Below are 25,704 nucleotides of genomic sequence, written 5' to 3' on the forward strand. Positions count from 1 at the left end.
AACAGGATGCCCGCACGATTAATCAAGTACCTGTCACTTTTTGCGGGGTTAGTTCTGTGCGTGCCCGTGCTGGCCGCCCCGGTCCGCAGTGAAACCCTTACGTTGCTCAGCCGCTCGAGTTCCGGCCACATTGAAGTCCCCCTGGACAACACTCAACGATACTGGCTGCAAAATAAGCGCGAACTCGTGATCGGCACCTCTGCTGCCGACTATCCACCGTTCGACATGACCGATAGCGGTCGGGACTACGAAGGCCTCACCGCAGATTACGCCGACCTTCTGCGCAAAGCCCTCAAGCTGTCGATCAGGATCCAGCGCTTTGCCTCCAGAGAAGCAGCCATCAAGGCACTCGAGGACGGCCAGATTGACCTGCTGGGTACTTCCAACGGCTTTGAGGCAGCGAACCAGCACCTTGTACTTTCCATTCCCTATGCCATCGACCAACCCGTCCTGGTGACCCGAGAGGGAGAAACACGCTCACTCTCCCAAGGCCTCGCCGGTTTGCGCTTGAGTATGGTGTACCACTATCTGCCCCAGGAGGAAGTAAAGGCGCTTTATCCCCAGGCAATCATCCAGTCTTATCCGTCCTATCAAAATGCCATTAATGCCGTGGCTTTCGATCAGGCGGATATTTTTCTGGGGGACACTGTGTCGACCCATTACATGATCAACAAGGGGTACCTGAAAAACATCAAGATGGCCAATTTTGGCAAACACGAAGCCCATGGATTCAGCTTTGCAGTGCGTCGGGACAACTCGCCCCTGCTAGGCATCATCAACGCCACACTCAAGGCCGTACCCAACAGTGAACAAGAAAGCATTGCCAAACGCTGGAGCGCTGGCAGTGACATTCTACTGTCCGATCAGAAGCTGCAGCTTACTCAGCGAGAAGCCCGTTGGCTGCTCAAGCATCCTGTGGTCAAGGTAGTGGTCAACGAAACCATGGCACCCCTGACATTTTTTGATGCCAGCGGGGATTTCCGAGGCATTACTGCCGACCTGCTGGAGATGATCCGTCTGCGCACGGGGCTGCGCTTCGAAATACAACGCACGAACAGCCTCGACACCATGACCCGAATGATCAGTCGGCACGAAACCGACATTATCTCGGCCATCAATCCTTCAGCCTCACGAGAAAGCGCCCTCAGTTTCACCCGTCCTTATCTGGTGAACTCCTTTGTCCTGCTTACGGCAAAAGGTGATGGGCAACCTGCGAGCCTTGAACAACTTGCGGGTAAAAAACTGGCCTTGACCCGAGGCAATCCCCTGACCGATTACCTGCGCAGTCAATACCCGCAGATAACACTGGTAGAAACCGGGGATATCTATCGCGCCACAGAACTGCTGGCCGAAGAGAAAGTGCAAGGTGCAGTCAGTACGCTGGTCATCGCCAACTACCTGCTGGCCTCGGGGTTGTTTCAGGACCGGTTACAAATCAGTGCCACCATCGGCACCCAACCCGCCATGTTTTCCCTCGCCACTGCCCGGGATGCCAGCGAGTTGTCCTCAATCCTCAACAAGGCGTTGTTGAGTATCGCGCCTGATGAGCTGGGCATTATCAACAGCCGCTGGCGGGGCTATGTGCCGGCATCTGACAGTTACTGGCACAATTACCATCGCCTGTTCTACCAGTTCATCATTGGCACCAGCCTTTTACTGTTGCTGTCCCTGATCTGGAATGCCTATATGCGGCGCCAGATCCGGCAACGAAAATCGGCCGAACGTGCACTCAGCGATCAGTTCGAGTTCATGCGTGCGCTCGTCAACGGTACGCCTCATCCTATTTATGTGCGTGATCGCGAAGGTGTTCTGAAAACCTGCAATGACAGCTACTTGAATGCCTTTTCAGCCAGGCGCGAAGAAGTCATCGGCAAGACCGTGATGCAAACCTGCGACCTCCTGAGCAACGAATGTGAAGCCCGTGATTATCAGGCCGACTACCTGCGTGTCATGCGTGAAGGTACTCCGCTGGTGACTGATCGCCCGCTGAGAATCGGCGAAAAAACGCTCACTATCTATCACTGGATTCTTCCCTATCGGGACTCCCTGGGCGAAGTACAGGGCATCATCGGTGGCTGGATTGATATCAGTGAACGTCATCAGCTACTGGATGAGCTGCGTACGGCCAAGGAGCTGGCAGATGATGCCAACCGGGCCAAAAGCACCTTCCTGGCAACCATGAGCCATGAAATCCGTACACCGATGAACGCAGTGATCGGTTTGCTTGAACTGACGCTCAAGCGCGCCGACCATGGGCATCTCGACCGCCCGTCCATTGAAGTTGCTTATAACTCGGCCAAAGACCTGCTGGAGCTGATAGGCGATATTCTTGATATTGCCCGTATAGAGTCCGGCCGCCTGAACCTGTCCCCGGAACGCGTCAATCTGCACCAACTGGCACACTCCGTGATGCGGATTTTTGATGGCCTGGCGCGGCAAAAAAACCTCACGCTCGACCTGCGTTTCGATGCAACAGACGATCTACCCGACGTACTGATCGATCCGCTTCGTCTCAAGCAAATCCTGACCAACCTGATCAGCAATGCGATCAAGTTCACCCAACAAGGCCGGGTGACGCTTGAAATCAACTTGCTGCCAGCCGGCACCCCTGAGCGGACTGAACTGCACTTGAGCGTCAAAGACACTGGCATCGGCATCGGCATCAGCGAGCGTGATCAGGCACGCCTGTTTGAGCCCTTCGCCCAGGCACAGAACAGCGGGCAACTGGCGCTCAATGGTGCCGGTCTTGGCCTTGTCATCTGCCGTAGCCTGTGCGAAATGATGGGCGGCACCCTGGTACTGAGCAGCCAGGAAAGTGCAGGTACCCAGGTTCAGATAAAACTTGAAGTGCCGACCCTGACGCCGTCCCAGTGCACCCCCGCACAAGAACCCTCAATCAACCCTGCCGCTCATCCGCTTAACGTACTGGTGGTGGATGATCACCCGGCCAACCGCTTGCTGATGTGCCAGCAACTTGGATTTTTAGGGCACAGGTTTACCACCGAGCACGACGGCGCCGCAGGTTTGAAAACCTGGAAGACAGGAAAATTCGACCTGGTCATTGCAGACTGCAACATGCCTGTCCTGAATGGCTATGAGCTGACTCGAGCCATACGCAAGCATGAGCTGGCCTCCAGCCAACGGCCATGTACCGTGCTGGGGTTTACTGCAAATGCCCAACCGGAAGAGCGGCAACGCTGCAAGCAGGCAGGAATGGACGACTGCCTGTTCAAACCCATCAGCCTGACCCTGTTGAGTCAACGACTGGCCATGCTTGAGCCGCTATTCCACTGCCCGGAAGTCTTCAACGCCGACGCTCTCAGCCCGCTTACAGGAGGCGACAAGGAACGAACAAGACTCTTGCTGGAAGAACTGCTCCGCAGCAACTGCCAGGATCTCAAGACGCTGCTTGAGTTACCTGACAACGGCGAATTGCAGGCGTTTGTCGAAATTGCCCACAGGATAAAAGGCGCTGCCCGCATCGTGGGCGCCCAAAGCCTGATCAACAACTGCGAGGCACTGGAGCAAGCCACGCCCGCTAACCTTGTGCAGGCCCGCGAGCAAGTGCAGGTCTCCATGCGTGCACTGGGACAGGCGCTGGCCCTGCAACTTGAATCGTTGACGAAGCACACCTGAGCGCCAATCAAAGGCAGGTTGGCGCGGTTTTACTATGCTGATAGATACCAGCACGCCTACATCAGCGGAGAATCAGCCCATGCGCAACAGTGCGCTCTCCCATCGGCGCCAGTACCCGCTGCATGCTCACATAAGTGCGATGTTTACATTTTTGTTGCTATTGCTGGGCGTTGTACTGGGCGTATTCAATTACCAGCAAACCACCCGCATCATTCTCGACAGCAGCCAAAAGTTGTTCAGCTACATAGAACAGGATGTTCAGGATGACCTGCTGGATGCCTATCAACCCATACGGCATGCGCTCAACCTGCTAATTCTTGATTCTGCGGCCACAACCGACCAGGTCGAGCTTCGAACAGGCCTGCTGCAGCCCTTTGTACAAGCACTCGAAGACAACCACACACTGTCAGCTCTATACCTGGGCGATGACAACGGCAACTTTTTCCTGGTCCGGCCTTTACGCAATCAAGAGATCCGGCGCCAGTTAAAAGCCCCACCCCAAGCTAGCTTCGAAGTATGGTCGATAACACGTGCAGCCCGGCAAGGCACGGTTAATTCAAAAAAACTGTATCTGGATGCAAATCTGAAACAGCTCGAACAGCGCAACATCCCCAATGAGCTCTATGACCCCCGCGTGCGCAGCTGGTTTATTGCGCAGGATGCCGACAAAAATCAGACCACCACCAGCCCCTACCTGTTTTTTACCACCCACGAAGTTGGTACTACACTCGCCAAACGCAGTACTGCCAATACGGTGATGGGTGCCGATGTAACGCTGTCTCAACTGTCCGCCACCCTGGCCGACCATCAAACAACGCCTGGTACACAGATTGTTCTGTTTGGCGATGATGGCCGGGCCATCGCTTACCCGGACTTCAACAAATTATTGAACGCCATGGACCCCACCAAACTGCCCAAAGTCTCGGAGCTGAATCCGGCCCTTGGACTGCTGATCAATCAAGGGGCAGATGCTCAGCAGCGCCTGGACGACGGCCAGCGCCAATGGATCGTTTCGCGGTTCAAGGTGGACGATGGCAGTGCCAATGGCTTGCAATTGGCAATGATGGTCCCGCAAGACGAGCTGTTGGCCGATGCCTATCAGTTGCGCTGGCAAGGGGCCCTGGTGACATTGGGCGCCCTGGTGCTGTGCCTGCCCATGGGGTGGGTGACCTCCAGGTTGCTGGTGAGGCCCTTGCGCGAATTGGTGCGTGAAGCCGATGCGGTTCGACGGTTCGATTTCAACTATCCATTCACACGACAATCGCCCGTGCTCGAAATCGATCAGATGCAGGCATCCATGGGCCGCATGAAAGAAACCCTCGCCAGCTTTTTTGAAATCACCTCCAGCCTTTCGGCCCATACCCGATTTGAACCCTTGCTGCAGTCCGTACTGTTCGAGACTCTCAAGATTGCTCAGGCAGAGGCCGGGCTGATCTACCTGACAAAAAACGACAGTACTCAACTGGAGTTAAAAGGCCTGATCATCAACGGCCAGCCCCAGGATCTGGCAACCCAGCCCGCGCCCGTGCTGAACCCTGACGACAGCCAGAGCCCCGAGTGGTTACGGGCGCTTTTCGAAGGTCATGACAGTGTCGCCCGCTCACTCACCCTTGAACAGGCGGGTGACTTGCAGTCTGTGATGGATGAACTGGGCAGCCAGAGTGTCCACCTGATCGGCATTCGCCTGCACAACCGCCAGGGCGAAACGGTGGGTATTCTTGTGCTGGTATTGAACGACAGTGGTTCGACTGACGATCAGGACCACTTGCGGGCCGACCGGATTGCCTTTATCCAGGCGGTGTCCGGTACAGCTGCCGTTGCTATTGAAAGCCAGCGCCTGCAGGCTCGGCAGAAACAGTTGCTGGATGCATTGATCCAATTGCTGGCGGGGGCTATAGACGCCAAAAGCCCGTACACCGCCAGCCATTGCCAACGGGTTCCAATCCTGACATTGATGCTGGCACAGGCGGCTGCTGCGAGCCGGCAGCCACCCTTTGAGCAGTACGCTCCCACGGATGAGCAATGGGAGGCGCTGCGTATCGCCGCCTGGCTGCACGACTGCGGCAAGGTCACAACACCGGAATATGTGGTCGACAAGGCCACCAAGCTTGAAACCCTGTACGACCGCATTCACGAAATCCGCACCCGCTTTGAAGTGCTCAAGCGCGATGCCTGGGTCAATTACTGGCAGGCACGGGCCCTGGGTGGCGACGATCAACAGCTGGCGCACCTGCGAGATGCCTGCCTGCTTGAGCTGGATGATGACTTCGCTTTTGTCGCCCAGTGCAATCTGGGCGGGGAAGCCATGATGGAGGCAGACCTGCAGCGTTTGAACGCCATTGCGCGCCGCACCTGGACCCGCACGCTGGATGATCGCCTGGGCGTTTCCTGGGAAGAAAACAAACGCCAGTCCACCCGCCAGGAGCAAGCCTTGCCGGTGACCGAGTCGCTGCTGGCCGACAAGCCCGAGCACCTGTTCACTCGCCCCGAGGCCGACCTGATTGACCCCGAAAACCCCTGGGGCTTCAAACTCGAAGTACCACCCTACAAATTCAACCGTGGCGAGCTGTACAACCTCAGTACCCGGCGCGGCACCTTGACCCGCGAAGAGCGCTACATCATCAATAACCACATCGTGCAAACCATCCTGATGCTCAGCAGCCTGCCGCTACCTGCCTACCTGAGCAACATTGCCGAAATTGCCGGGGGGCATCACGAAAAAATGGATGGCAGCGGTTATCCAAAACGCCTGAAACGCGAGGAAATGAGCCTGGAGGCACGGATGATGGCAATTGCCGATATTTTCGAGGCATTGACCGCGTCGGATCGCCCCTATAAACGCAGCAAAACCTTGAGTGAGGCGCTGAACATCATGGCCGCCATGTGCCATGACGCCCATATTGATCCGCAACTGTTCGCGCTGTTCATGCACGAACAGATTTACCTGCAATACGCCCGGCAGTTTCTTGACCCTCAACAAATCGATACGGTCGATATCGATGCGCTGATGCTCAAGGCCGGGCTGAAAAACTGATGCGGATCAGCACTCGCTCAAGCGCAAAAAGATGGCCGCCAGCGCTTCAATGCCCAACTGATCCTGCTCGCTGAAGCGCCCGATGCTCGGGCTGTCCAGATCCAGCACGCCGATCAGGCGACCATCCTTGATCAACGGCACGACCAACTCACTGTTGGAGGCACTGTCGCAAGCGATGTGCCCGGCAAATGCATGCACGTCTTCAACTCGCTGCGTTTGCCGGCTCGCCGCTGCAGCCCCGCAGACGCCACGCCCAAACGGGATACGAACACAGGCAATTTGCCCCTGAAACGGGCCCAGTACCAGCTCCTCATTACGATTGAGGTAAAACCCGGCCCAGTTCAGATCATCGAGCTGGTGATACAAAAACGCCGAGAACTGTGCAGCGTTGGCAATAAAGTCACGCTCATCTGCCAACAACGACTCCAACTGAGCCTGCAACAGGCCATAGCCGTTCAGGCCTGCACCTGTGGCGTTCAAATCAATCATTCACTTGCTCCAACAATTTCAAACCCACCCAATAACGCGCGAACTGATAGGCACAACGGCCGTTGCGGTTGCCACGCCCGGTTGCCCAGCGCACCGCCAGAATATCCAGTGCCTCGTCGCGCTGCCACTGCAAACCGGCTTTGGTGGCCAATACATCGATCCAGTGCTCAACCACGCTCAGGAAATGGTCCTGGGTGAACGGATAAAACGACAGCCACAGGCCGAAGCGATCAGACAAGGCGATCTTGTCTTCCACAGCTTCATTGGGATGCAACTCACCGTCGACATTCTTCCAGTTCTCGTTATCGCTTTCCTTTTCGGGCACCAGATGACGGCGGTTCGACGTGGCGTAAAGCAGGACGTTATCCGGCGCTTGCTCAAGGGAACCATCGAGCACGCTTTTGAGCACCCGGTAATCGCTTTCACCCGCCTCAAATGACAAGTCATCGCAAAACAGCACAAAGCGCTGGGGCAAACCTTGCAATTGCTCGACCACCCGCGGCAGGTCGGCCAGATGGTCACGCTCGATCTCGATCAGGCGCAGGCCCGCATTGCCATACTCGGCAAGCAGTGCGCGGATGATCGAAGACTTGCCAGTACCGCGCGAACCCCAAAGCAGAGCGTGGTTGGCCGGCAAACCATCAAGGAACTGTTTGGTATTGCGACCCAGTTGATCCCGCTGGTTATCGACGCCGATCAGGTCCGAAAGGCGCATATCAAGGCTGACTTGCAATGGCATCAGGTAACCCGAACGCCCCTCCCGCTGCCAACGGGCCGCCAGGCATTGATGCCATTCGATCGGCTCACGCTGAGCAGGCAGCAAGGGTTCAAGACGTGCGAGGACCGCTTCGGCCCGTTGCAGAAAGGCATCCAGATTAGAATTCACAACATTTCCTCAGACTGATACACAATGATGGCATATTGATATGACCTACATTCAGCTCAAACCACATTACGACTCACATCGCCAGGTCGCAAATACCGCAGTAATGCCTGCCGGTTGACCCACGAATCGACTACTCTTGCACGCCGCAAGGAAATGGAAACAGGTGCAACACCCCCAATGGACATAAAACTCACCCACCGCCTGTCTTTCAAGCAAGCCAAACTGACTGTGCTGGTCGGTCTGATATTGGGGACCCTGCTTAGCCTGCTGCAAATCGGCATCGATTATGCCAGTGAAAACGCCGCCATCGATCGCGAAATCCAGTCGCTACTCGAGATCAGTCACAACCCGGCATCACGCATTGCCTACAACCTTGATTCGGAGCTTGCCCAAGAGCTTTTGCAAGGGCTGGTGCGCTCACCGGCGATCACCGCCGCACAACTGCTCGACAACGACTATCTGGTGCTCTCGGCGGTGCAGGATCTGCCTGAAACCGGCCGTTATCGGGCGCTGAGCGACTCTCTGTTCGGTGCCAACCGCTCATTTGACCAGCGACTGTACTTCAATCACCTCCCCGAACAAAGCATGGGGGTCTTGCACCTTGAGGTGGATACCTACCCCTTCGGCAAGCGGTTTTTGCAGCGGGCGGAAGTCACACTGCTCAGCGGTTTTATTCGCAGCATCGTGCTCACCTTTATTCTTCTGGGCCTGTTTTACGTCATGCTGACCAAGCCGCTGGTGCGAGTGATTCGTGAGATCAGCGATGGCAAGCCCGCAGATCCGGGGCAGTCGAAAGTGCACTGCCCCAGCGGTCACGAAAACGATGAAATTGGCGTACTGGTGAACGCTGCCAATCAGCAGTTCGAGGCCATGGCCCGTGAAATGGAATACCGGCGCCGCGCCGAAAACACCCTGACCGAGTACCTGGCACAGCTGGAAACCATTGTTTCTGTGCGCACCCAGGAACTGGAGGCCAGCAACGAGCAACTGCGCCACTCCAATGAAGAGCTTGAGGCTGCGCGCACTACTGCCCTGGAAATGGCCCAGGCACGCTCAGCGTTTCTGGCCAATATGAGCCATGAAATACGCACCCCGCTCAATGGTTTGCTCGGGATGCTGGCGCTGTGCCTGGACAGCCCGCTGAATGCCGAGCAACACCAGCAATTGTCGATTGCCCATGACTCCGGCAAGGTTCTGGTCGAGCTGCTCAATGACATTCTCGACCTGTCGAAATTCGACGCGGGCCAACTGGAGCTTGAACATATTGCCTTCGACCTGGGCACGCTGATCGAAGATACCGCCAACCTGCTGTCACAGAACGCCGCACCCAGCGTGGAACTGACCTGCCTGATCGATCCGCAGTTTCCGGCACTGGTCATGGGGGACCCGACCCGGGTCCGACAGATCGTCAGCAATTTGTTGTCCAACGCGCTGAAATTCACCCGATTCGGGCGGGTGGATGTACGGCTCAGCGCGCAAGGCGATCAGGTACGTATCGAGGTTTGCGATACCGGCATCGGCATCGCCCAGGAGGCCCAGGCCAGAATTTTCAGCCCCTTCACTCAGGCAGAGGCCGGCATCACCCGCCAGTATGGTGGCACCGGGCTTGGTCTGACCCTGACCAACAGTCTGTGCGCAGTCATGCACGGACGCCTGACCATCAGCTCGGAAGTCGGTTTTGGCAGCCAGTTCTGCGCCGAACTCCCCCTGCCCTGCCATACCCCCGCCATCCAGCCAAAGCCGTTGTCCGGCCGGGTTATTGTGGTGAGTGCAGCGAGCAGCGGGCTGAGCGAAATGCTTGGCAGTTTTTTGCCCCTGTGGGGGCTGGACTACACACGCTACTCCCAGGACGACTCACTGACCGACACCCATCCACAGTTACTGATTACCGACTGTGCCGAGTGCCTGTTTGGCCTGCGCCCGGCCATCAGTGCGCCGATCCTGCTGGTGACCGCGTATGGCAACTTTATGCCCGGTGACCAGGTCAATGCGCTGGCACCCCTGCAACAAAAAGCCCGGCCCCTGTCGCGTCAGGCACTGTACAAGACCTTGCAACATTTGCTGCTCAAGGACGACGGCGAGGTACAGGGCACTCAAACCGTGAATACTCCTGCGGTCCACCGCGCGCGAATCCTGCTGGTCGAAGACAATCCGGTCAACCAGCTGGTGGCCAAGGGCATGTTGAGCAAGCTGGGCTGTGAAGTGGTGGTTGCGAGCCACGGCGGCGAGGCGCTGAGTCGGCTGGAGCAGAAGACCTTTGACCTGGTGTTGATGGACTGCAACATGCCAGTCATGGATGGCTACGAAGCCACACGGCAAATCCGCCATCGCGGGCGCTGGCCCAAGTTGCCCATCGTCGCCCTGACCGCCAATGCCATGCCCGAAGAGCGTGAGCGCTGCCGTTCGGCGGGGATGAACGATTATCTGGCCAAGCCGTTTCGGCGCGAAGAGCTGGCGGCGTTGATTGAGGTATGGGTGCCGCAAAGGCGAGACAGAGACACCAACCGTGTTGCCGCCGACGAGTAGAACGAGGCCGCGATCGAGCGCGAAGCGGTCGCAAAATGATGCACCAGGGTGCACCAGACAGACACGGTTTGCAGGATTTGCGACGGCTGCGCCGCCGATCGCAGCCTCATTCCACTCGTCAGCGGCTACAGATAGAGCGATTTTAACCCAGTAACGCTTCGATATCGGCCTTGAGCGCCTCAGGCTTGGTGGTCGGGGCATAGCGCTTTACGCTTTTGCCATCGCCACTGACCAGGAATTTGGTGAAGTTCCATTTGATTCCCTGCGAGCCCAACAGCCCCGGCGCACGCCTCTTGAGCTGGACAAACAGCGGATGAGCCTGGGGGCCATTGACCTCGACCTTCTTGAACAGCGGGAAGCTCACACCAAAATTCAGCTCGCAAAACCCGGAAATGGCCGCTTCGTCGCCCGGCTCCTGCTTGCCAAACTGGTTACAGGGGAAGCCCAGAATCACCAGCCCCTGATCCCTGTACTGCTGCCACAACGCCTCCAGCCCTTTGTACTGCGGAGTAAAGCCGCACTTGCTGGCCGTATTGACCACCAGCAGCGCCTTGCCGCCGAAATCGCCAAAGGCCTTTTGCTCACCGACCAGTGTGGTACAGGCAATATCGAGCAGGTTATCGTTCATGGCAACACCTCAAAAAGTCAGACGCGAGGGACCAGGTCCAGGCACACCGAGTTGATACAGTAGCGCAGCCCGGTCGGGGGCGGACCGTCAGGGAACACATGGCCCAGATGCGCATCACATTTGGCGCAGACCACTTCGGTACGCACCATGCCGTGGCTGACGTCACGGATCTCGACCATCGCACTGTCGCCAATGGGCCGGGAAAAGCTCGGCCAGCCGCAGCCAGAGTCAAACTTGGCGCTGGAGTCAAACAGCGGCGCGTTGCAGCAGATACAGTGATAGACACCGTCAGTTTTGGTGGCGTTGTATTTCCCCGAAAACGGCCGTTCGGTGCCTTTGAGGCGGCACACGTTGTATTGCTCCGGGTCGAGCATGGCCTTCCATTCGTCCAGGGTTTTGTTCAACTTTTCCATGGTTCTGCCTCTGTCACTGAAAAACCCCGACCGGTGGCTTTTCCAGGGATCGGGTGGCACGTATGATTGCGCCTCGTTAATCACCAGTCTGGCACCCGCCCTAGCTGCATTCAAACGGATTCTTGAAGCAAAGCGGTGTTAGCCACTGTGTGCAAACACAGAATTTCCCAGTGCAGTGGTCATCACATCGCCTGGATCGTTCATTTTCGGGATCACATCGCCATGCAGGTCAGCAAATCAAACAAGCTCGCCAACGTCTGTTATGACATTCGCGGCCCGGTGCTCAAGCACGCCAAACGACTGGAGGAGGAAGGCCATCGCATCCTCAAGCTGAACATCGGCAACCCGGCACCTTTTGGTTTTGAAGCGCCGGACGAAATCCTCCAGGACGTGATCCGCAACCTGCCGACAGCCCAGGGCTACAGCGACTCCAAAGGCCTGTTCAGCGCCCGCAAGGCAGTCATGCAGTACTACCAGCAAAAGCAGGTGGAAGGTGTCGGCATCGAAGACATCTACCTGGGCAACGGCGTGTCCGAGCTGATCGTGATGTCGCTGCAGGCGCTGCTCAACAATGGCGACGAAGTTCTCGTACCCGCGCCGGACTACCCGCTGTGGACCGCTGCCGTGACGCTGGCTGGCGGCCATCCGGTGCACTACCTGTGCGACGAGCAAGCCAACTGGTGGCCTGATCTTGAGGACATAAAAGCCAGGATCACTCCAAACACCAAAGCCATGGTCATCATCAACCCGAACAACCCGACGGGTGCGGTGTACTCCAAGGAAGTCCTGCTGGGCATGCTCGAGATTGCCCGCCAGCACAATCTGGTGGTGTTCTCGGACGAGATCTACGACAAGATCCTCTACGACGACGCGGTGCATATCTGCACCGCTTCACTGGCCCCTGACGTGTTGTGCCTGACCTTCAACGGCCTGTCCAAGTCGTACCGGGTTGCGGGTTTCCGTTCGGGCTGGATTGCCATCTCCGGGCCCAAGCAAAACGCTCAGGGCTATATCGAAGGCATCGACATGCTGGCCAACATGCGCCTATGCGCCAACGTGCCCAGCCAGCACGCCATTCAAACCGCATTGGGCGGCTACCAGAGCATCAATGATCTGGTACTGCCCAACGGACGCCTCCTTGAGCAACGGAACCGCACTTGGGAACTGCTCAACGCGATCCCCGGTGTCAGTTGCGTGAAACCGATGGGGGCGTTGTATGCGTTCCCGCGTATCGACCCGAAAGTGTGCCCGATCCTCAACGACGAGAAATTCGTGCTGGACCTCCTGCTCTCGGAAAAACTGCTGGTGGTACAAGGCACCGCCTTCAACTGGCCGTGGCCGGATCACTTCCGTGTCGTGACCCTGCCTCGTGTCGACGAGCTGGACATGGCCATTGGCCGGATCGGTAACTTTCTGAAGACTTATCGTCAGTAGTTTCTGAACATGTTGTGCGACCAATCAAAAGTCGCACAACATGTGTCTGATGAAACATTCTTCATTCTGCGTCTTTACGGACCTCCCCCGCCTTCAATAGCCTCATGAAAACCATAAAGCCCTTTATTTACTGGCGCTCAGTGGAACTTCTGGCCAAAAAAAACGCTCCTTCATATTAGGAAATCCCCAGCAAACTACTAAAATCAGGCTGCAGGACACAGTTTGAAATAGTCACCTGGTTGAATAGCCTGTGGCAGCACCTTATATACCCCGCATACGGCAACACCCTTAAGACGAGGAGATCCATACAACCATGATGCGCATTCTGCTGTTTTTGGCCACTAACCTGGCGGTCGTGCTGATTGCCAGCATCACCCTGAGCCTGTTCGGCTTTGACGGGTTCATGGCGGCCAACGGGGTTGATCTGAACCTCAGTCAGCTGTTGGTGTTCTGTGCGGTCTTTGGTTTTGCAGGGTCTCTGTTCTCGCTATTCATATCCAAATGGATGGCGAAGATGAGCACCAGCACCCAGGTGATTACACAACCTCGTACTCGTCATGAACAATGGTTGATGCAAACCGTTGAACAACTGTCCCGCGAAGCCGGGATCAAGATGCCTGAAGTGGGGATTTTCCCGGCATACGAGGCTAACGCCTTTGCCACGGGCTGGAATAAAAACGATGCACTGGTCGCAGTCAGCCAGGGCTTGCTCGAGCGTTTTTCGCCCGATGAAGTAAAAGCGGTACTGGCCCACGAAATCGGCCACGTTGCCAACGGCGACATGGTCACCCTGGCGCTGGTGCAGGGCGTGGTGAACACCTTTGTCATGTTCTTTGCCCGGATCATCGGCAACTTTGTCGACAAGGTGGTGTTCAAGAACGACGAGGGCCGCGGCATTGCCTACTACGTTGCGACCATCTTCGCCGAACTGGTCCTGGGTTTCCTCGCCAGCGCCATTGTTATGTGGTTCTCGCGTAAACGTGAATTCCGGGCTGACGAAGCCGGTGCACAGCTCGCCGGCACCTCGGCAATGATCAGCGCCCTGCAGCGCTTGCGCTCCGAGCAGGGTCTGCCGGTTCACATGCCGGACACCATGGCGGCTTTCGGCATCAACGGCGGCCTCAAACAAGGCCTGGCGCGGATGTTCATGAGCCACCCGCCACTGGAAGAACGTATCGACGCACTGCGTCGCCGCGGCTAACCCCACGGCAAACATAAAAAGGGCGACCCAGGTCGCCCTTTTTTGTGCCCGGGTTTTGCTTCAGGCGATTTTGCTCAGGCGATACACCCGCTCCACCAGTCGCGTCACGCCGCCCTTGAGGAACTTCCACTCCTGATCGAGTACATCCGGCTGCTCGAGTACTTCCAGCGCCCAGGCAGGCGACAGCAGGCTTTGTACCTCGGCGTCCGGCACCGAGAACGGCGGGCCGTTCATTTGCGACTGATCGTAATCCAGGGTAATCAACAGCCCCCGACAGCCTGGCGGCAGAATCCGGCTCAGGTGCCGAGCATAGGCCGCACGCATCTCGGGAGGGAATGCGATGGTTGCAGCGCGGTCATACAACCCCACACAGGAGGCCACGTCAGCTTCAGTCAGGGCAAACACATCACCGCAGAGGATCTTCACAGGACCCGCCTCGTACACCTTGAAGGCGCCCTGCTGACGAACCTGTGGCTCGACCTGTTGTTCACTGAAAAACTGCTCCACGGCCGTCTGCGTCAGCTCCACACCCAGCACTTCATGACCGTTGGCCGCCAGCCAGCTCATATCCAGGCTTTTGCCGCATAGCGGCACCAGCACACGACCGCCCTCCTCCACCCCCAGTGCCGGCCAAAGGCGCTGAAGGTAAGGGTTGACCTGCGACAGGTGAAAGCCAATCTGATTGCGATCCCAGCGGTCGTGCCAAAATTCGGGCTGCATGATTCACCTTTAAATTCGATAGATAAGCACTAAAACTTATATTGGATTTAGATCAATGATCAGGATGAAGATGACGCATCTCAACTTCGAGGACCTCTTTCATGCTCCCCAGCCTGTTTATCTCCCACGGCTCCCCCATGCTAGCACTGGAACCGGGCGCCAGTGGCCCGGCGCTCAAACGCCTGGCGGCCGAACTGCCGCGCCCCAAGGCCATAGTGCTGGTGTCTGCGCACTGGGAAAGCCCCGACCTGCGGGTCGCCAGCCACCCGTCACCGGAAACCTGGCATGACTTTGGCGGCTTCCCGCCAGCACTGTTTGCCGTGCAATACCCTGCGCCCGGCGACCCGAAGTTGGCCGCGAACATTGTGGAATTGCTGGCAGACAACGGCTTGCCGGCGCGACTGGACGCCAGACGCCCTTTTGACCATGGCGCCTGGGTGCCACTGTCCTTGATGTACCCGGATGCGGATATCCCGGTGGTGCAGGTTTCGTTGCCCAGCCAGTTGGGCCCGGCGGGCCAGACCAGGGTAGGCCATGCACTGGCGGTCTTGCGCAGCGAGGGGATTCTGGTCATCGGCTCGGGCAGCATCACCCACAACCTGCGCGAACTGGACTGGCACGCAGGCCCTGAGAGCATTGAACCCTGGGCCAAGGCGTTTCGTGACTGGATGATCGACAAACTGGCGGCTGATGACGAAACGGCGCTGCATGCCTACCGCACACAGGCGCCTTTCGCCGCTAAAAACCACCCCAGCGACGAGCACCTGCTGCCGTTGTATTTTGCCCGTGCCGCGGGCGGCCAGTTCAGCATTGCCCACCAGGGCTGGACACTGGGTGCGTTGGGGATGGATATCTACCGGTTTGGCTAGCGCCCCGCTCCCACAAAGGCCAGCCACTCCAAATCCCGGACAAAAAAAATCCCCGCACCAGGCGGGGATTTTTTTAGCGATCAATCACTGCAGGAGTGATTAATCTTCGCGGTAGCGACGCAGTTTCAACTGTTTGCCAGCAACGCGGGTGTCTTTCAGTTTGGCCAGCAAACCTTCCAGACCGGCTTCCGGCAGTTCTACCAGGCTGAAGCTGTCACGCACCTGGATGCGACCGATAGCTTCACGAGCCAGGCCACCCTCGTTGAGGATAGCGCCCAGCAGGTTCTTGGCAGCGATACCGTCACGCGCACCCAGCGCGGTACGGCAACGTGCACGGCCTTCAGCCAATGGAACCGGAGCACGACGCTCGCGATCACCACGATCAGGACGGTCACCCGAACGCTCGGAACGCTCACGCGGTGCACTGTTAGGCACCAGTGGACGTTCACGCTCGATGGCTGCCAGGGTCAGGGCCTGACCGTTGGTTGCCTTGCGCAGCAGAGCAGCGGCCAGGGCACGCGGGCTGCAGCCGATATCGGCAATCAGGCGATCCAGCAGATCACCGTGAGTCGATTCAGCGTCAGCGACCAGCGGCGTCAGGCTGTTGGTCAACTTCTTGATGCGGGCATCAAGAACAGCCTGGGCATCCGGCAGACGGACTTCCGCAACTTTCTGACCGGTTACACGCTCGATCACTTGCAGCATGCGGCGCTCACGCGGAGTCACCAGCAGCAGTGCGCGACCTTCGCGACCGGCACGGCCAGTACGGCCGATACGGTGAACGTAGGACTCTGGATCGTAAGGCATGTCAACGTTGAACACGTGAGTGATACGTGGAACATCAAGACCACGTGCCGCTACGTCGGTTGCCACAACGATGTCCAGACGGCCATCCTTGAGCGAGTCGATAACGCGCTCACGCTGGTTCTGGGCAATGTCACCGTTCAGCGCAGCAGCTTTGTAGCCTTTGGCTTCAAGGGCGCTGGCCAGATCCAGGGTCGCTTGCTTGGTGCGAACGAACATGATCAGGGCGTCGAAATCTTCAACTTCCAGCAGGCTCAATACAGCCGAGGTCTTCTGGTCAGCGTGAACCAACAGGTGAGCCTGTTCGATCGCGGTAACGGTCTGAGTCTTGGTCTGGATCTTCACGTGTTGCGGATCGCGCAGATGGCGTTCGGCAATGGCACGGATCGACTGCGGCAAGGTTGCCGAGAACAATACGGTCTGACGGGTTGGCGGAAGTGCCTTGAAGATAACTTCAAGATCGTCCATGAAACCCAGTTTCAACATTTCGTCAGCTTCGTCCAGAACCAGGTGGTTCACGGTCGACAGCACTTTTTCGTCACGACGCAGGTGGTCGCACAGACGGCCCGGAGTGGCGACAACGATCTGTGCGCCATTACGGATTGCTTTCAGTTGTGGACCCATAGGGGCGCCGCCGTAAACGGCCACAACGGTAACGCCCGGCATTTGCTTGGCGTAGGTTTCGAAAGCGGTTGCTACTTGCAGCGCCAACTCACGGGTTGGCGCCAGGATCAGGGCTTGCGGCTCGCGCTTAGCAGGATCGATGCGGTGCAGGATCGGCAGGGCGAACGCGGCGGTTTTACCCGTACCGGTTTGCGCCTGACCAATCATGTCGTGACCGGCCATGATGATCGGGATCGATTGCTGCTGAATAGCCGAAGGTTCTTCGTAGCCAGTCGCGATGACAGCAGAAAGAATGTTCGGATTAAGATTAAAAGCGGCGAAGCCGCCGGTTTCCTGGGTCATGGGTCTGCCTCTAAGTGCATCCGCAAAGACCCATGCTCCAAAGCTGCGCATGCCGTGTAAGACTCAAGAGTCGCCCTGGCTGCTTTGTCGGCGGGGATTTGCGAAAACGTTTAAATGAATGGAGCGTTCAGGGTTGTCCGCGAAACGGACGAGCAGCCGAAGCGTGCTTCGGGAAATGCGACACCTAAACGTGGCCCGGCTAAAGGCCGGCGCGCACTATACCGGATTTATCAAAAAAAAGAAGGGGTTTTTTGCCACAAAATCGTCTGTATCCCTCTGTGGACCGGGCTTTAACGTTTTTTTTCGTCCTTGAAAAAGCTTTTCGTGCCGGGCCACTCTGGGTGAAACGCTAAAACGTTTCACCGCTTGGCATCAAGTCGCCGGGCGAATTGCCTTGATCAGGGACTCCAGCGAATAACCCAGACGCGGAGCCAGGACTTGTGCCCGGACTGTCAGCGCGTCGATATCGAGTGCCTGTTCCAGGTCAGCAGGCACCATCAGGATGACATTACCCTCCTTGACCGGCAGCTCCCAATAATGGCGGTGATACAGGCCGCGCAGCAACGCAGCCCCCAGCGGCTTGCCATCGTCGGTGGCCCACTGGTTGATGATCAGCCAGCCATTGGGGGCCAGCTTCTTTTGACAGTTTTCAAGGAATGTCCAGGCCAGGTGACCCGCTGCCGGTCCAAGATCGTTGTACAGATCGACAAAAATCAGGTCCGCGGGCTCGGCGCTGTCCAGCAGCTCCAGGGCATCACCGATACGAATATACAAACGCGGATCATCATCCAGGCCCAGGTATTCGATGGCCAGACGCGGCACATCCGGGCGCAGCTCGATGGCTTCGACATCTTCCAGGGGCAAAAACTTGAGACAGGCCTGGGTCAGAGTTCCGGCACCCAGCCCCAGAAACAGTGCGCTTTCCGGAGCGTCATGGCACAACGCACCAATCAGCATGGCGCGGGTGTAGTCGTATTCCAGCCAGCTGGGGTCAGCAGTGAACACGCAGCTTTGCTCGATCGCATCGCCGAATTCGAGGAAACGGTAGTCAGCCACTTCCAGCACTCGAATCATGCCGAAGTCATCATGAACTTCGGCGAGCAGACGCTCTACGCGCTCCTCAGACATTTCCTCTCCTTGCCGCGCCCCGGTACTACCCGCGGCGCTGAAAAAACAGCCACTCGATATCGAGCGCAAAGGCGCGATTGTCGGTCATTGCGGCGCAACAGGTCACGCACTAATTGCTGCTAACATGGGCCATCTCCAACAAATACTAGAGTCTGCGATGAGCCCAATCTGGACCCCTGACAGCTGGCGCGCCCTGCCGATCCAGCAACAACCCCACTACCCTGACGCGGCGCACCTGCTGCGCGTCGAGCAAAGCCTGGCCAGTTACCCGCCACTGGTATTTGCCGGCGAAGCCCGGGAACTGCGCCGACAGTTTGCCGAGGTCACTCAAGGCAGGGCGTTTCTGCTTCAGGGCGGTGATTGTGCCGAGAGTTTTGCGGAGTTTTCGGCAGCCAAGATTCGCGACACGTTCAAGGTCCTGCTGCAAATGGCCATTGTCATGACCTTCGCGGCAGGGTGCCCGGTGGTCAAGGTCGGGCGCATGGCCGGGCAATTCGCCAAGCCGCGCTCGGCCAATGACGAAACCATCAACGGCGTGACCTTGCCTGCCTATCGAGGCGATATCGTCAACGGCATCGGCTTTGATGAAAAAAGCCGCGTGCCAGACCCTGAACGCCTGCTGCAGTCCTATCACCAGTCCACCGCCACCCTGAACCTGCTGCGCGCCTTTGCCCAGGGCGGCTTTGCCGACCTGCACCAGGTGCACAAGTGGAACCTGGACTTCATCGCCAACTCGGCCCTGGCAGAGAAATACAGCCAGCTGGCCGACCGTATCGATGAAACCCTCGCCTTTATGCGTGCCTGCGGCATGGACAGCTCGCCGCAACTGCGCGAAACCAGCTTCTTTACTGCCCACGAAGCGTTGCTGCTGAATTACGAAGAAGCCTTCGTACGCCGCGACAGCCTGACCAACGATTACTACGATTGCTCGGCACACATGCTCTGGATCGGCGACCGCACACGCCAGCTGGACGGCGCCCATGTCGAGTTCCTGCGCGGGGTCAACAACCCGATCGGGGTCAAGGTCGGCCCGAGCATGAACAACGAAGACCTGATCCGCCTGATCGATATCCTCAACCCGGACAACGACCCGGGCCGCCTCAACCTGATCGTGCGCATGGGTGCCGACAAAGTGGGCGATCACCTGCCGCAGCTGATCCGCGCGGTAGAAGGCGAAGGCAAGCAGGTGCTGTGGAGTTGCGACCCGATGCACGCCAACACCATCAAGGCCAGCAGCGGCTACAAGACCCGTGATTTCGCGCAAATACTGGGTGAAGTGAAACAGTTCTTCCAGGTTCACGATGCCGAAGGCAGTTACGCAGGTGGCATTCATATCGAAATGACCGGCCAGAACGTGACCGAATGCATCGGCGGTGCCAATCCGATTACCGAAGACGGCCTGTCGGACCGCTACCACACCCACTGCGACCCGCGGATGAATGCCGATCAGTCACTGGAGCTGGCGTTTTTGATTGCCGAGACGCTGAAGCAGGTCAAGCGCTGAAGAGCACCCTAACCCTCTCCCGGAGGGAGAGGGGACTGACCGCACGCGGTTTCAAGAACACCGACAATCAGCGCCCTCTCCCTCAGGGATAGGGCTGGGGTGAGGGGCAGCAAACACCGCGCCCTCACCTGTTAAACGGATCATCCCAAAAAGCCCGATGGCTTTCGGCCTCGATATCCGCCCTGCTCAACCCAAGGTCCTTGAGCGCCGCATCACTGATCTGCCGCAAGCACGCCCGCTCCCGCGACAGTTGATACCAGCGCGAAATCCGGGCAATCCACGCCACGCCTATTTGACCTTTCATCACTTGAGCCCTCCTGTGGTATGGCTCAAGTGTCTGCGCGGGCATAAGATCAATCCAACGAATGTTTCTTATGCGATACATCTGCGAGATTGATCAATGGCTGAATTTCCCAGCATCGACACCGACCTGCTGCGCACCTTTGCCGCCATCGCCGATCACGGCGGCTTCACCCGCGCCGCCGAAGCGGTCAATCGCACCCAGTCGGCGGTCAGCATGCAGATGAAGCGCCTGGAAGAAGACGTGCTGCAATGTGCGCTGTTCCAGCGCGAAGGGCGCAGTGTCAGCCTGACCCAGGAAGGCGTGGTGCTGCTCGGCTATGCCCGGCGCATCCTCAAGCTGCACAGCGAAGTGTTCAACACCCTGCGCCAACCACAGATGGTGGGCACGGTGAAGATAGGTTCGCCGGATGATTACGTGATGCGTTTTTTGCCCGGCGTATTGTCGCGCTTTGCCCAGGACTACCCGCTGATCAACGTCGAGGTACATTGCGAGCCGTCATCCCAGCTGTTGCAGCGTAATGATCTGGACCTGACGATCGTGACCCGCAAACCCGGTACCGAAATGGGCCAGATCCTGCGCCAGGAACGCTTTGTCTGGATGGTGGCCCAAGGCTTTTCGCCCCATGAACAAACACCCCTGCCCCTGGCAATGTTCAATACCGACTGTTTTTGCCGGACCTGGGCCTGTAATGCCCTGGATATTCAACAACGTGAATACCGGGTTGCCTACACCAGTGCCAGCCTCGCGGCGATCAACGCCGTGGTCAGCACCGGGCTCGCCGTCACCGCTCAGCTACAAAGCCTGCTGACGCCCGACCTGCGCATCATCGGCGCGGCCGAGAACCTGCCGGAGCTTCCCTCAGCCAGTATTGTGCTGTTACGCAAAGCCAACAGCGCGTCGTCACCGATCATTGAGTGCTTTGCCGAATATATCGTCGAAGGCTTCAAGCTTTGAGCGCCAGCAACCCCGCGCACAGCAGCAAGAAAGCACAATACAGGCCGCGCAACAGGCGCTCCGGCAAAGCGTGAGCCAGCCTGACACCCCAACTGATGCTTAACAGCCCACCAATGGCCATCGGTACGCCCATGGCCCAGTTGACCTCGTCATGCACTGCATACGTCAGCAAAGTCACCGCCGTACTTGGCGCAGCCAGGGCCAGTGACAGGCCCTGGGCCACAACTTGAGTGGTGCCGAACACACTGGTCAGCACGGGCGCCGCCACCACGGCGCCACCGACACCAAACAGCCCTCCGGTCGTGCCTGCCACGGCACCCAGCACCCCGAACCACGGCCAGCCATAGCGTGAACCGGCCACAGGCGGGGCTGGCGAGGTGTACATTTTGATCAGGTTATAGAGGGTGATCGCCAGCAAAAAGACGATAAAGCCCCAGCGAATGATCCGCGCATCCACGCCAACGGCGAGCATCGCGCCCAACCAGGCGAAGCAAAAACTCATCAGCACCAGCGGCAATGCCTGACGCAAATTGATCCTGTTGCGTTGCTGATAGCGGTACAACGCCAAGAACACATTGGGCACCGACATGGCCAGGGCCGTGCCTTGCGCCAATTGCTGGTCCAGACCGAACCACAACCCCAGTACCGGGATCGCGATCAGACCGCCTCCAATTCCGAACAACCCGCCCAGCGCCCCCATGGCGATACCCAAGGCTGCATACATTACAAAATCGATCAGCATTACCACCCCTCGTTGTGAGCACCCATGCTAACCAGTCCCCGGCGCCGGGCAAAGCGCAGAACCGGGGCTTTTTCATCGAGCAAAAAAAAGCCCGGCATCAAGGCCGGGCTTTTTCATCGTGCGGTTAACGCAAGGTTTAAACCTTGGCGCGGCCCTTGTAGGAACCACCGTCACGGGTATCGATTTCGATCCAGTCACCGATTTCAACGAAATCAGCAACGCTCAGCTCGGTACCGTTTTTCAGTTTGGCAGGCTTCATCACCTTGCCCGAAGTGTCGCCGCGAGCGGAACCTTCGGTGTAGTCAACCTGACGCACGATAGTGGTCGGCAGCTCTACGGATACCAGACGGTCTTCGAAGAAGATCGCTTCGCAAACGTCGGTCATGCCTTCTTCAACGAATGGCAGAACGGCTTCGATGTCTTCAGCGTTCAGCTCGTACATGGTGTAGTCAGTGGTATCCATGAACGTGTAGGTGTCGCCGCTGATGAAGGACAGGGTCGCTTCTTTGCGATCCAGGATCACGTCTTCCAGCTTGTCGTCAGCGCTGTATACGATTTCGGTCTTGTAGCCAGTCAGCAGGTTTTTCAGCTTGGTCTTCATGATCGCGCTGTTACGACCGGACTTGGTGAATTCAGCTTTCTGAACCAACCAAGGGTCGTTTTCGAGCTTGATGACTGTACCGGGTTTAAGCTCTTTACCAGTTTTCATTACGAATATCCGAATTTGGATTGAGATTTACAAAAATCTAGGTCGCGTATCATATCCAATTTCTATAAAACAGTACTAGCGCTTGCGCAAGATCAGCCTGTAATGACTGTTCCAGACACCACTGTTCAGCGTGTGCAGCGATTTCAGGCCAGCATTGGAGCACCCCATTCCAGCTTTCGCCCATCTCGGCGCCAGCATTCCAGGCATGCCAAAGCCCGGTAACCGCCCGGGCTGCCTGTGGTGAAAGGCCTTTGACGTAGAGGTCGAGGAATGCGTTGAGCTTGACCCAGTGCGCGTCTTCTTCCTGCTCATAGATATGCCACAGCAGGGGGCGCCCCGCCCATTGCGCCCGCACAAACGAGTCTTCACCACGCACTGCGTTGAAATCACAGCTCCATAACAGGTGGTCGTAATCCTCTTGCCTGACGAACGGCAACGCCTGAACGGTCAACGCCCCGCGCTGTTCGACCGCACCCAGGGGCAACTGCTCAATACCCAGCCACTGCAGCAGATCACCCATGATCCGTCCTTGTGGCACCAGCAGGTGGGTGGGCCCGGCCCCCGCCGCCATTGCATCCAGCCAGCTGGCCAGGCCGGTATTTTCATAGGCAAATAATGAAATCAGCCGCGCATTGTACGCCGGGCAAACCCCCAGCCCCTGCAAAAATACCTGCTTGGCCTGCGGGTCCTGCTCAAAGGCGTGGCGGCGCTGCAACAAGTCTGCCTCACGCAACAGCCCTCCAGTACCGGCATCAAACCCCGGAAAGAAAAACATCCGTTTCAAACCGTCAGGCCGCATCGATGGCAGGCCGTGGCAGCCGCTGACCCAGTCTTCGGCACTCAAGTACTCGAGATTGATCCACAACGCCGGTTTTTCGCGAGCCTTCATCGCCTGCAGATAGCCTTCAGGCAGTTTGCAGGCAAAGGCCTCGACCACCACGTCGGCAACCTCCGTCGCCGGCCACTGCGCCGGCCACTGGCAAACCTCAACCCCCTGCTGCCATTGCTGCGCAGCGCCGACATCCGCCTCGGGGCACAACGGCACAAACGCACGCAAGTCATCGACCCACAACCGTACGCCCTGCTGATGCTCGGCCACCAACTGCCGGGCCAGACGCCAGGTCACCCCGATGTCGCCGTAATTATCGACCACACTGCAAAAAATATCCCAGGAGGCTTTCATACCGGGCTCCAACATTCAAAAGGGGGGATTGTCCGCATAATTGGCTGCGTACAGAAGTCTTGAGGCGGATTAATCTGCGCGGCACTCGTGCGACAATCGACGTTCGTCACTATCAAGCTGCGACCATGAACAAGACTGCTGTGCACCTGCTGATGCTGGAGAAACTCGAAATCGACCTCGATGTCCTCCAGCGCGCGGCGCAAACCGCCTATGAAGCGGCCACCCATGCGGAAAACATCGCCGAGAACAAATACGACACCCTCGGCCTGGAAGCGTCATATCTGGCCACAGGACAGGCACGCCGGGTTGAGGAAATTCGCCAGGCGTTGAAAAACTGCCGGGCCATGACCCTTGCGCCGTACAACCCGGCGCAGGGCATTCAGATCGGAGCGCTGGTCAGGCTGGAAGCCGAAAATGGCAGCGAACAGTGGCTGTTCCTCGCCCCCGATGCCGCCGGGCTCAAGCTCGACCACAGCGGGCAGACGGTCACCGTCATCACCCCGCGCTCACCCCTGGGGGCCGCCTTGCAGGGCAAACAGCTTGATGATGAAGTGCAGATCAATGTGGGCGGTGCGGTACAGGTGTTTAGCGTTTGCGAAACGCTCTAGACAACTGTGGGAGCGGGCTTGCTCGCGATAGTATCGCCCCGGTCACGCAGATAAACCGCGGCAGCTGAATCGCGAGCAAGCCCGCTCCTACCAAAGTTTGATGCATGCCTTACTTGGCAGCAGCCACCATGCGGTTCAACTCACTGCGCACCATGTTGGCGTATTCCGGCGGTGACATGGCGTCCAGTTCCGAGCGCACCCATTCAGCCCATTTGCCCTTGCGCTTGGCGCGTTCACCAAACAAACGCGCCGCATCCCCTTTGGCCTTGCCAAGGTTGCTCTGCCAAAGGTCATACAAACGGGATTTTTCATCTTCAAGCGCTGCACGCTCTGCGAGAGGCTTGTTGGCGAGGTTGAAGCTCATGTGAATTTCCTGCGGTGTTAATTAGGTGACATCTTACACCCTACAAAGAAGTGTCTCAGTCTGGTTTTTGACTACGCTGTCAGCTCAGGCGCAAATCAGATGCAACTTTTTAGCATTGGGTTGACTCCATTACATATCACCCCTTTAACCTGCAAGGAGTACCGCAATGGCTCGAAAAAATGCCGTACAAGCTGAAGATCAAATCAAGGATCAAGCGTTCAGCGAACTGCAAGACCTGATTGCCGAATCTGAAAAGCTGCTCAAGGACAGCGTGTCCCTGGTCGGTGAAGAAGGCGAAACCCTGCGTGCCCAGGTGAGCCTCAAGCTCAAGCAGGCACTGGATTCAGTGACCAACGTGCGCGAGCGCACCAAGCCTGTGGTCGACGCCACGGAAAGCTATATCGGTGGCCATCCATGGCAGACCGTGGCCATCTCGGCCGGTTTCGGTCTGGTCGTTGGCCTGCTGCTGGGGCGTCGCAACTAACATCGGCTGCCACTGTTGCCTGCACAGCCCCTGGTGATTATTGCCAGGGGCTGTGCGGTTTAAAATTTAAAACCGCCGACATATTCAGTGACATTCTCCGCTGACATTCTGATACTTC

General features: G+C 57.7%; 22 protein-coding genes. 10 read left to right on the forward strand and 12 right to left on the reverse strand.

Going from position 1 to position 25,704, the window contains the following annotated elements:
* The first annotated feature begins 6 nt into the window (after positions 1-6).
* Both QN377_RS05545 and QN377_RS05550 read left to right on the forward strand, forming a co-directional pair.
* Positions 7-3,636, forward strand: coding sequence for a transporter substrate-binding domain-containing protein (locus QN377_RS05545; protein ID WP_323567612.1), 3,630 nt, complete (start codon positions 7-9; stop codon positions 3,634-3,636).
* A 79-nt stretch (positions 3,637-3,715) separates the two neighbouring features.
* Positions 3,716-6,670 carry an HD domain-containing phosphohydrolase gene (locus tag QN377_RS05550; protein WP_095019380.1) on the forward strand — a complete coding sequence of 985 codons (2,955 nt, stop codon included), beginning with the start codon at positions 3,716-3,718 and terminating at the stop codon, positions 6,668-6,670.
* A 6-nt stretch (positions 6,671-6,676) separates the two neighbouring features.
* Here the strand turns inward: QN377_RS05550 and QN377_RS05555 are convergent, their stop codons facing one another.
* On the reverse strand, positions 6,677-7,159 hold the full coding sequence (locus QN377_RS05555; protein ID WP_095002236.1) for a GAF domain-containing protein: 483 nt from the start codon (positions 7,157-7,159) through the stop codon (positions 6,677-6,679).
* Entirely contained in the window at positions 7,152-8,045 is an 894-nt protein-coding gene (locus QN377_RS05560) for an ATP-binding protein (protein ID WP_095002237.1), read from the reverse strand. Before QN377_RS05560 ends, QN377_RS05555 begins: the two co-directional genes overlap by 8 nt.
* Positions 8,046-8,222: 177 nt before the next feature.
* Between QN377_RS05560 and QN377_RS05565 the strand changes: the two genes are divergently transcribed.
* Positions 8,223-10,571 (forward strand): hybrid sensor histidine kinase/response regulator, encoded by a 2,349-nt coding sequence (locus tag QN377_RS05565; protein WP_095002238.1) that lies wholly within the window; start codon positions 8,223-8,225, stop codon positions 10,569-10,571.
* Between the two features lie 142 nt (positions 10,572-10,713).
* Here QN377_RS05565 and QN377_RS05570 read toward each other — a convergent pair whose 3' ends face one another.
* Positions 10,714-11,199 (reverse strand): glutathione peroxidase, encoded by a 486-nt coding sequence (locus QN377_RS05570; protein WP_095019381.1) that lies wholly within the window; start codon positions 11,197-11,199, stop codon positions 10,714-10,716.
* Positions 11,200-11,216: 17 nt separating this feature from the next.
* Complete coding sequence (gene msrB / locus QN377_RS05575) at positions 11,217-11,612, reverse strand: peptide-methionine (R)-S-oxide reductase MsrB (protein ID WP_095002240.1); 396 nt, start codon at positions 11,610-11,612, stop codon at positions 11,217-11,219.
* Between the two features lie 222 nt (positions 11,613-11,834).
* Between msrB and QN377_RS05580 the strand changes: the two genes are divergently transcribed.
* Positions 11,835-13,046: a pyridoxal phosphate-dependent aminotransferase gene (locus tag QN377_RS05580; protein WP_095002241.1), complete on the forward strand. Its 1,212-nt coding sequence runs from the start codon at positions 11,835-11,837 to the stop codon at positions 13,044-13,046.
* Positions 13,047-13,359: 313 nt separating this feature from the next.
* Entirely contained in the window at positions 13,360-14,247 is an 888-nt protein-coding gene (gene htpX, locus QN377_RS05585) for a protease HtpX (protein WP_088379295.1), read from the forward strand.
* Positions 14,248-14,307: 60 nt separating this feature from the next.
* On the opposite strand, the gene QN377_RS05590 is transcribed toward htpX, so the two are convergent.
* Positions 14,308-14,967 (reverse strand): thiopurine S-methyltransferase, encoded by a 660-nt coding sequence (locus QN377_RS05590; RefSeq protein WP_095002242.1) that lies wholly within the window; start codon positions 14,965-14,967, stop codon positions 14,308-14,310.
* Positions 14,968-15,068: 101 nt separating this feature from the next.
* Here QN377_RS05590 and QN377_RS05595 point away from each other — a divergent pair, with 101 nt between their 5' ends.
* On the forward strand, positions 15,069-15,836 hold the full coding sequence (locus tag QN377_RS05595) for a DODA-type extradiol aromatic ring-opening family dioxygenase (protein WP_095019382.1): 768 nt from the start codon (positions 15,069-15,071) through the stop codon (positions 15,834-15,836).
* 99 nt (positions 15,837-15,935) lie between these two features.
* Here QN377_RS05595 and QN377_RS05600 read toward each other — a convergent pair whose 3' ends face one another.
* Complete coding sequence (locus QN377_RS05600; RefSeq protein WP_095002244.1) at positions 15,936-17,606, reverse strand: DEAD/DEAH box helicase; 1,671 nt, start codon at positions 17,604-17,606, stop codon at positions 15,936-15,938.
* Between the two features lie 372 nt (positions 17,607-17,978).
* On the reverse strand, positions 17,979-18,734 hold the full coding sequence (locus QN377_RS05605) for a spermidine synthase (protein WP_095002245.1): 756 nt from the start codon (positions 18,732-18,734) through the stop codon (positions 17,979-17,981).
* Positions 18,735-18,891: 157 nt separating this feature from the next.
* On the opposite strand from QN377_RS05605, the gene QN377_RS05610 reads away from it, so the two are divergent.
* The gene (locus QN377_RS05610; RefSeq protein ID WP_095020307.1) at positions 18,892-20,238 is read left to right on the forward strand and encodes a class II 3-deoxy-7-phosphoheptulonate synthase; all 1,347 of its coding nucleotides are present in this window, start codon (positions 18,892-18,894) and stop codon (positions 20,236-20,238) included.
* Positions 20,239-20,362: 124 nt separating this feature from the next.
* On the opposite strand, the gene QN377_RS05615 is transcribed toward QN377_RS05610, so the two are convergent.
* Complete coding sequence (locus QN377_RS05615; protein ID WP_138738786.1) at positions 20,363-20,542, reverse strand: DUF1127 domain-containing protein; 180 nt, start codon at positions 20,540-20,542, stop codon at positions 20,363-20,365.
* A gap of 96 nt (positions 20,543-20,638) precedes the next feature.
* On the opposite strand from QN377_RS05615, the gene QN377_RS05620 reads away from it, so the two are divergent.
* Positions 20,639-21,496, forward strand: a complete 858-nt coding sequence (locus QN377_RS05620) for a LysR substrate-binding domain-containing protein (RefSeq protein WP_095019384.1) — start codon at positions 20,639-20,641, stop codon at positions 21,494-21,496.
* On the opposite strand, the gene QN377_RS05625 is transcribed toward QN377_RS05620, so the two are convergent.
* The 3 genes from QN377_RS05625 to earP form a co-directional block, all read right to left on the reverse strand.
* Complete coding sequence (locus QN377_RS05625) at positions 21,486-22,235, reverse strand: sulfite exporter TauE/SafE family protein (RefSeq protein ID WP_176465201.1); 750 nt, start codon at positions 22,233-22,235, stop codon at positions 21,486-21,488. The genes QN377_RS05620 and QN377_RS05625 overlap by 11 nt on opposite strands.
* Before the next feature lie 139 nt (positions 22,236-22,374).
* Positions 22,375-22,947 (reverse strand): elongation factor P, encoded by a 573-nt coding sequence (locus QN377_RS05630; RefSeq protein WP_016780001.1) that lies wholly within the window; start codon positions 22,945-22,947, stop codon positions 22,375-22,377.
* Positions 22,948-22,996: 49 nt separating this feature from the next.
* The gene (earP, locus tag QN377_RS05635; RefSeq protein ID WP_095020310.1) at positions 22,997-24,130 is read right to left on the reverse strand and encodes an elongation factor P maturation arginine rhamnosyltransferase EarP; all 1,134 of its coding nucleotides are present in this window, start codon (positions 24,128-24,130) and stop codon (positions 22,997-22,999) included.
* A 125-nt stretch (positions 24,131-24,255) separates the two neighbouring features.
* On the opposite strand from earP, the gene QN377_RS05640 reads away from it, so the two are divergent.
* A complete protein-coding gene (locus tag QN377_RS05640) occupies positions 24,256-24,738 on the forward strand; it encodes a GreA/GreB family elongation factor (RefSeq protein ID WP_095002250.1) in 483 nt (160 codons plus the stop codon).
* A gap of 109 nt (positions 24,739-24,847) precedes the next feature.
* On the opposite strand, the gene QN377_RS05645 is transcribed toward QN377_RS05640, so the two are convergent.
* A complete protein-coding gene (locus QN377_RS05645; protein WP_095002251.1) occupies positions 24,848-25,102 on the reverse strand; it encodes a hypothetical protein in 255 nt (84 codons plus the stop codon).
* Positions 25,103-25,268: 166 nt separating this feature from the next.
* Here QN377_RS05645 and QN377_RS05650 point away from each other — a divergent pair, with 166 nt between their 5' ends.
* Positions 25,269-25,586: a DUF883 family protein gene (locus QN377_RS05650; RefSeq protein WP_095002252.1), complete on the forward strand. Its 318-nt coding sequence runs from the start codon at positions 25,269-25,271 to the stop codon at positions 25,584-25,586.
* Positions 25,587-25,704 lie beyond the last annotated feature (118 nt).

This window comes from Pseudomonas sp. CCC4.1, from assembly GCF_035019225.1.
GTDB classification, from domain to species: domain Bacteria; phylum Pseudomonadota; class Gammaproteobacteria; order Pseudomonadales; family Pseudomonadaceae; genus Aquipseudomonas; species Aquipseudomonas bubulae.

Excerpts from the sequence above, each read along its gene's own strand:
- QN377_RS05595 (WP_095019382.1), top strand. The coding sequence starts at position 15,069 with ATGCTCCCCAGCCTGTTTATCTCCCACGGCTCCCCCATGCTAGCACTG.
- QN377_RS05620 (WP_095019384.1), top strand. The coding sequence starts at position 20,639 with ATGGCTGAATTTCCCAGCATCGACACCGACCTGCTGCGCACCTTTGCC.
- QN377_RS05600 (WP_095002244.1), bottom strand. The coding sequence starts at position 17,606 with ATGACCCAGGAAACCGGCGGCTTCGCCGCTTTTAATCTTAATCCGAAC.
- QN377_RS05590 (WP_095002242.1), bottom strand. The coding sequence starts at position 14,967 with ATGCAGCCCGAATTTTGGCACGACCGCTGGGATCGCAATCAGATTGGC.
- QN377_RS05605 (WP_095002245.1), bottom strand. The coding sequence starts at position 18,734 with ATGTCTGAGGAGCGCGTAGAGCGTCTGCTCGCCGAAGTTCATGATGAC.
- QN377_RS05580 (WP_095002241.1), top strand. The coding sequence starts at position 11,835 with ATGCAGGTCAGCAAATCAAACAAGCTCGCCAACGTCTGTTATGACATT.
- QN377_RS05630 (WP_016780001.1), bottom strand. The coding sequence starts at position 22,947 with ATGAAAACTGGTAAAGAGCTTAAACCCGGTACAGTCATCAAGCTCGAA.
- QN377_RS05570 (WP_095019381.1), bottom strand. The coding sequence starts at position 11,199 with ATGAACGATAACCTGCTCGATATTGCCTGTACCACACTGGTCGGTGAG.
- earP (WP_095020310.1), bottom strand. The coding sequence starts at position 24,130 with ATGAAAGCCTCCTGGGATATTTTTTGCAGTGTGGTCGATAATTACGGC.
- msrB (WP_095002240.1), bottom strand. The coding sequence starts at position 11,612 with ATGGAAAAGTTGAACAAAACCCTGGACGAATGGAAGGCCATGCTCGAC.
- htpX (WP_088379295.1), top strand. The coding sequence starts at position 13,360 with ATGATGCGCATTCTGCTGTTTTTGGCCACTAACCTGGCGGTCGTGCTG.
- QN377_RS05650 (WP_095002252.1), top strand. The coding sequence starts at position 25,269 with ATGGCTCGAAAAAATGCCGTACAAGCTGAAGATCAAATCAAGGATCAA.
- QN377_RS05550 (WP_095019380.1), top strand. The coding sequence starts at position 3,716 with ATGCGCAACAGTGCGCTCTCCCATCGGCGCCAGTACCCGCTGCATGCT.
- QN377_RS05615 (WP_138738786.1), bottom strand. The coding sequence starts at position 20,542 with ATGAAAGGTCAAATAGGCGTGGCGTGGATTGCCCGGATTTCGCGCTGG.
- QN377_RS05640 (WP_095002250.1), top strand. The coding sequence starts at position 24,256 with ATGAACAAGACTGCTGTGCACCTGCTGATGCTGGAGAAACTCGAAATC.
- QN377_RS05610 (WP_095020307.1), top strand. The coding sequence starts at position 18,892 with ATGAGCCCAATCTGGACCCCTGACAGCTGGCGCGCCCTGCCGATCCAG.
- QN377_RS05565 (WP_095002238.1), top strand. The coding sequence starts at position 8,223 with ATGGACATAAAACTCACCCACCGCCTGTCTTTCAAGCAAGCCAAACTG.
- QN377_RS05545 (WP_323567612.1), top strand. The coding sequence starts at position 7 with ATGCCCGCACGATTAATCAAGTACCTGTCACTTTTTGCGGGGTTAGTT.
- QN377_RS05645 (WP_095002251.1), bottom strand. The coding sequence starts at position 25,102 with ATGAGCTTCAACCTCGCCAACAAGCCTCTCGCAGAGCGTGCAGCGCTT.
- QN377_RS05555 (WP_095002236.1), bottom strand. The coding sequence starts at position 7,159 with ATGATTGATTTGAACGCCACAGGTGCAGGCCTGAACGGCTATGGCCTG.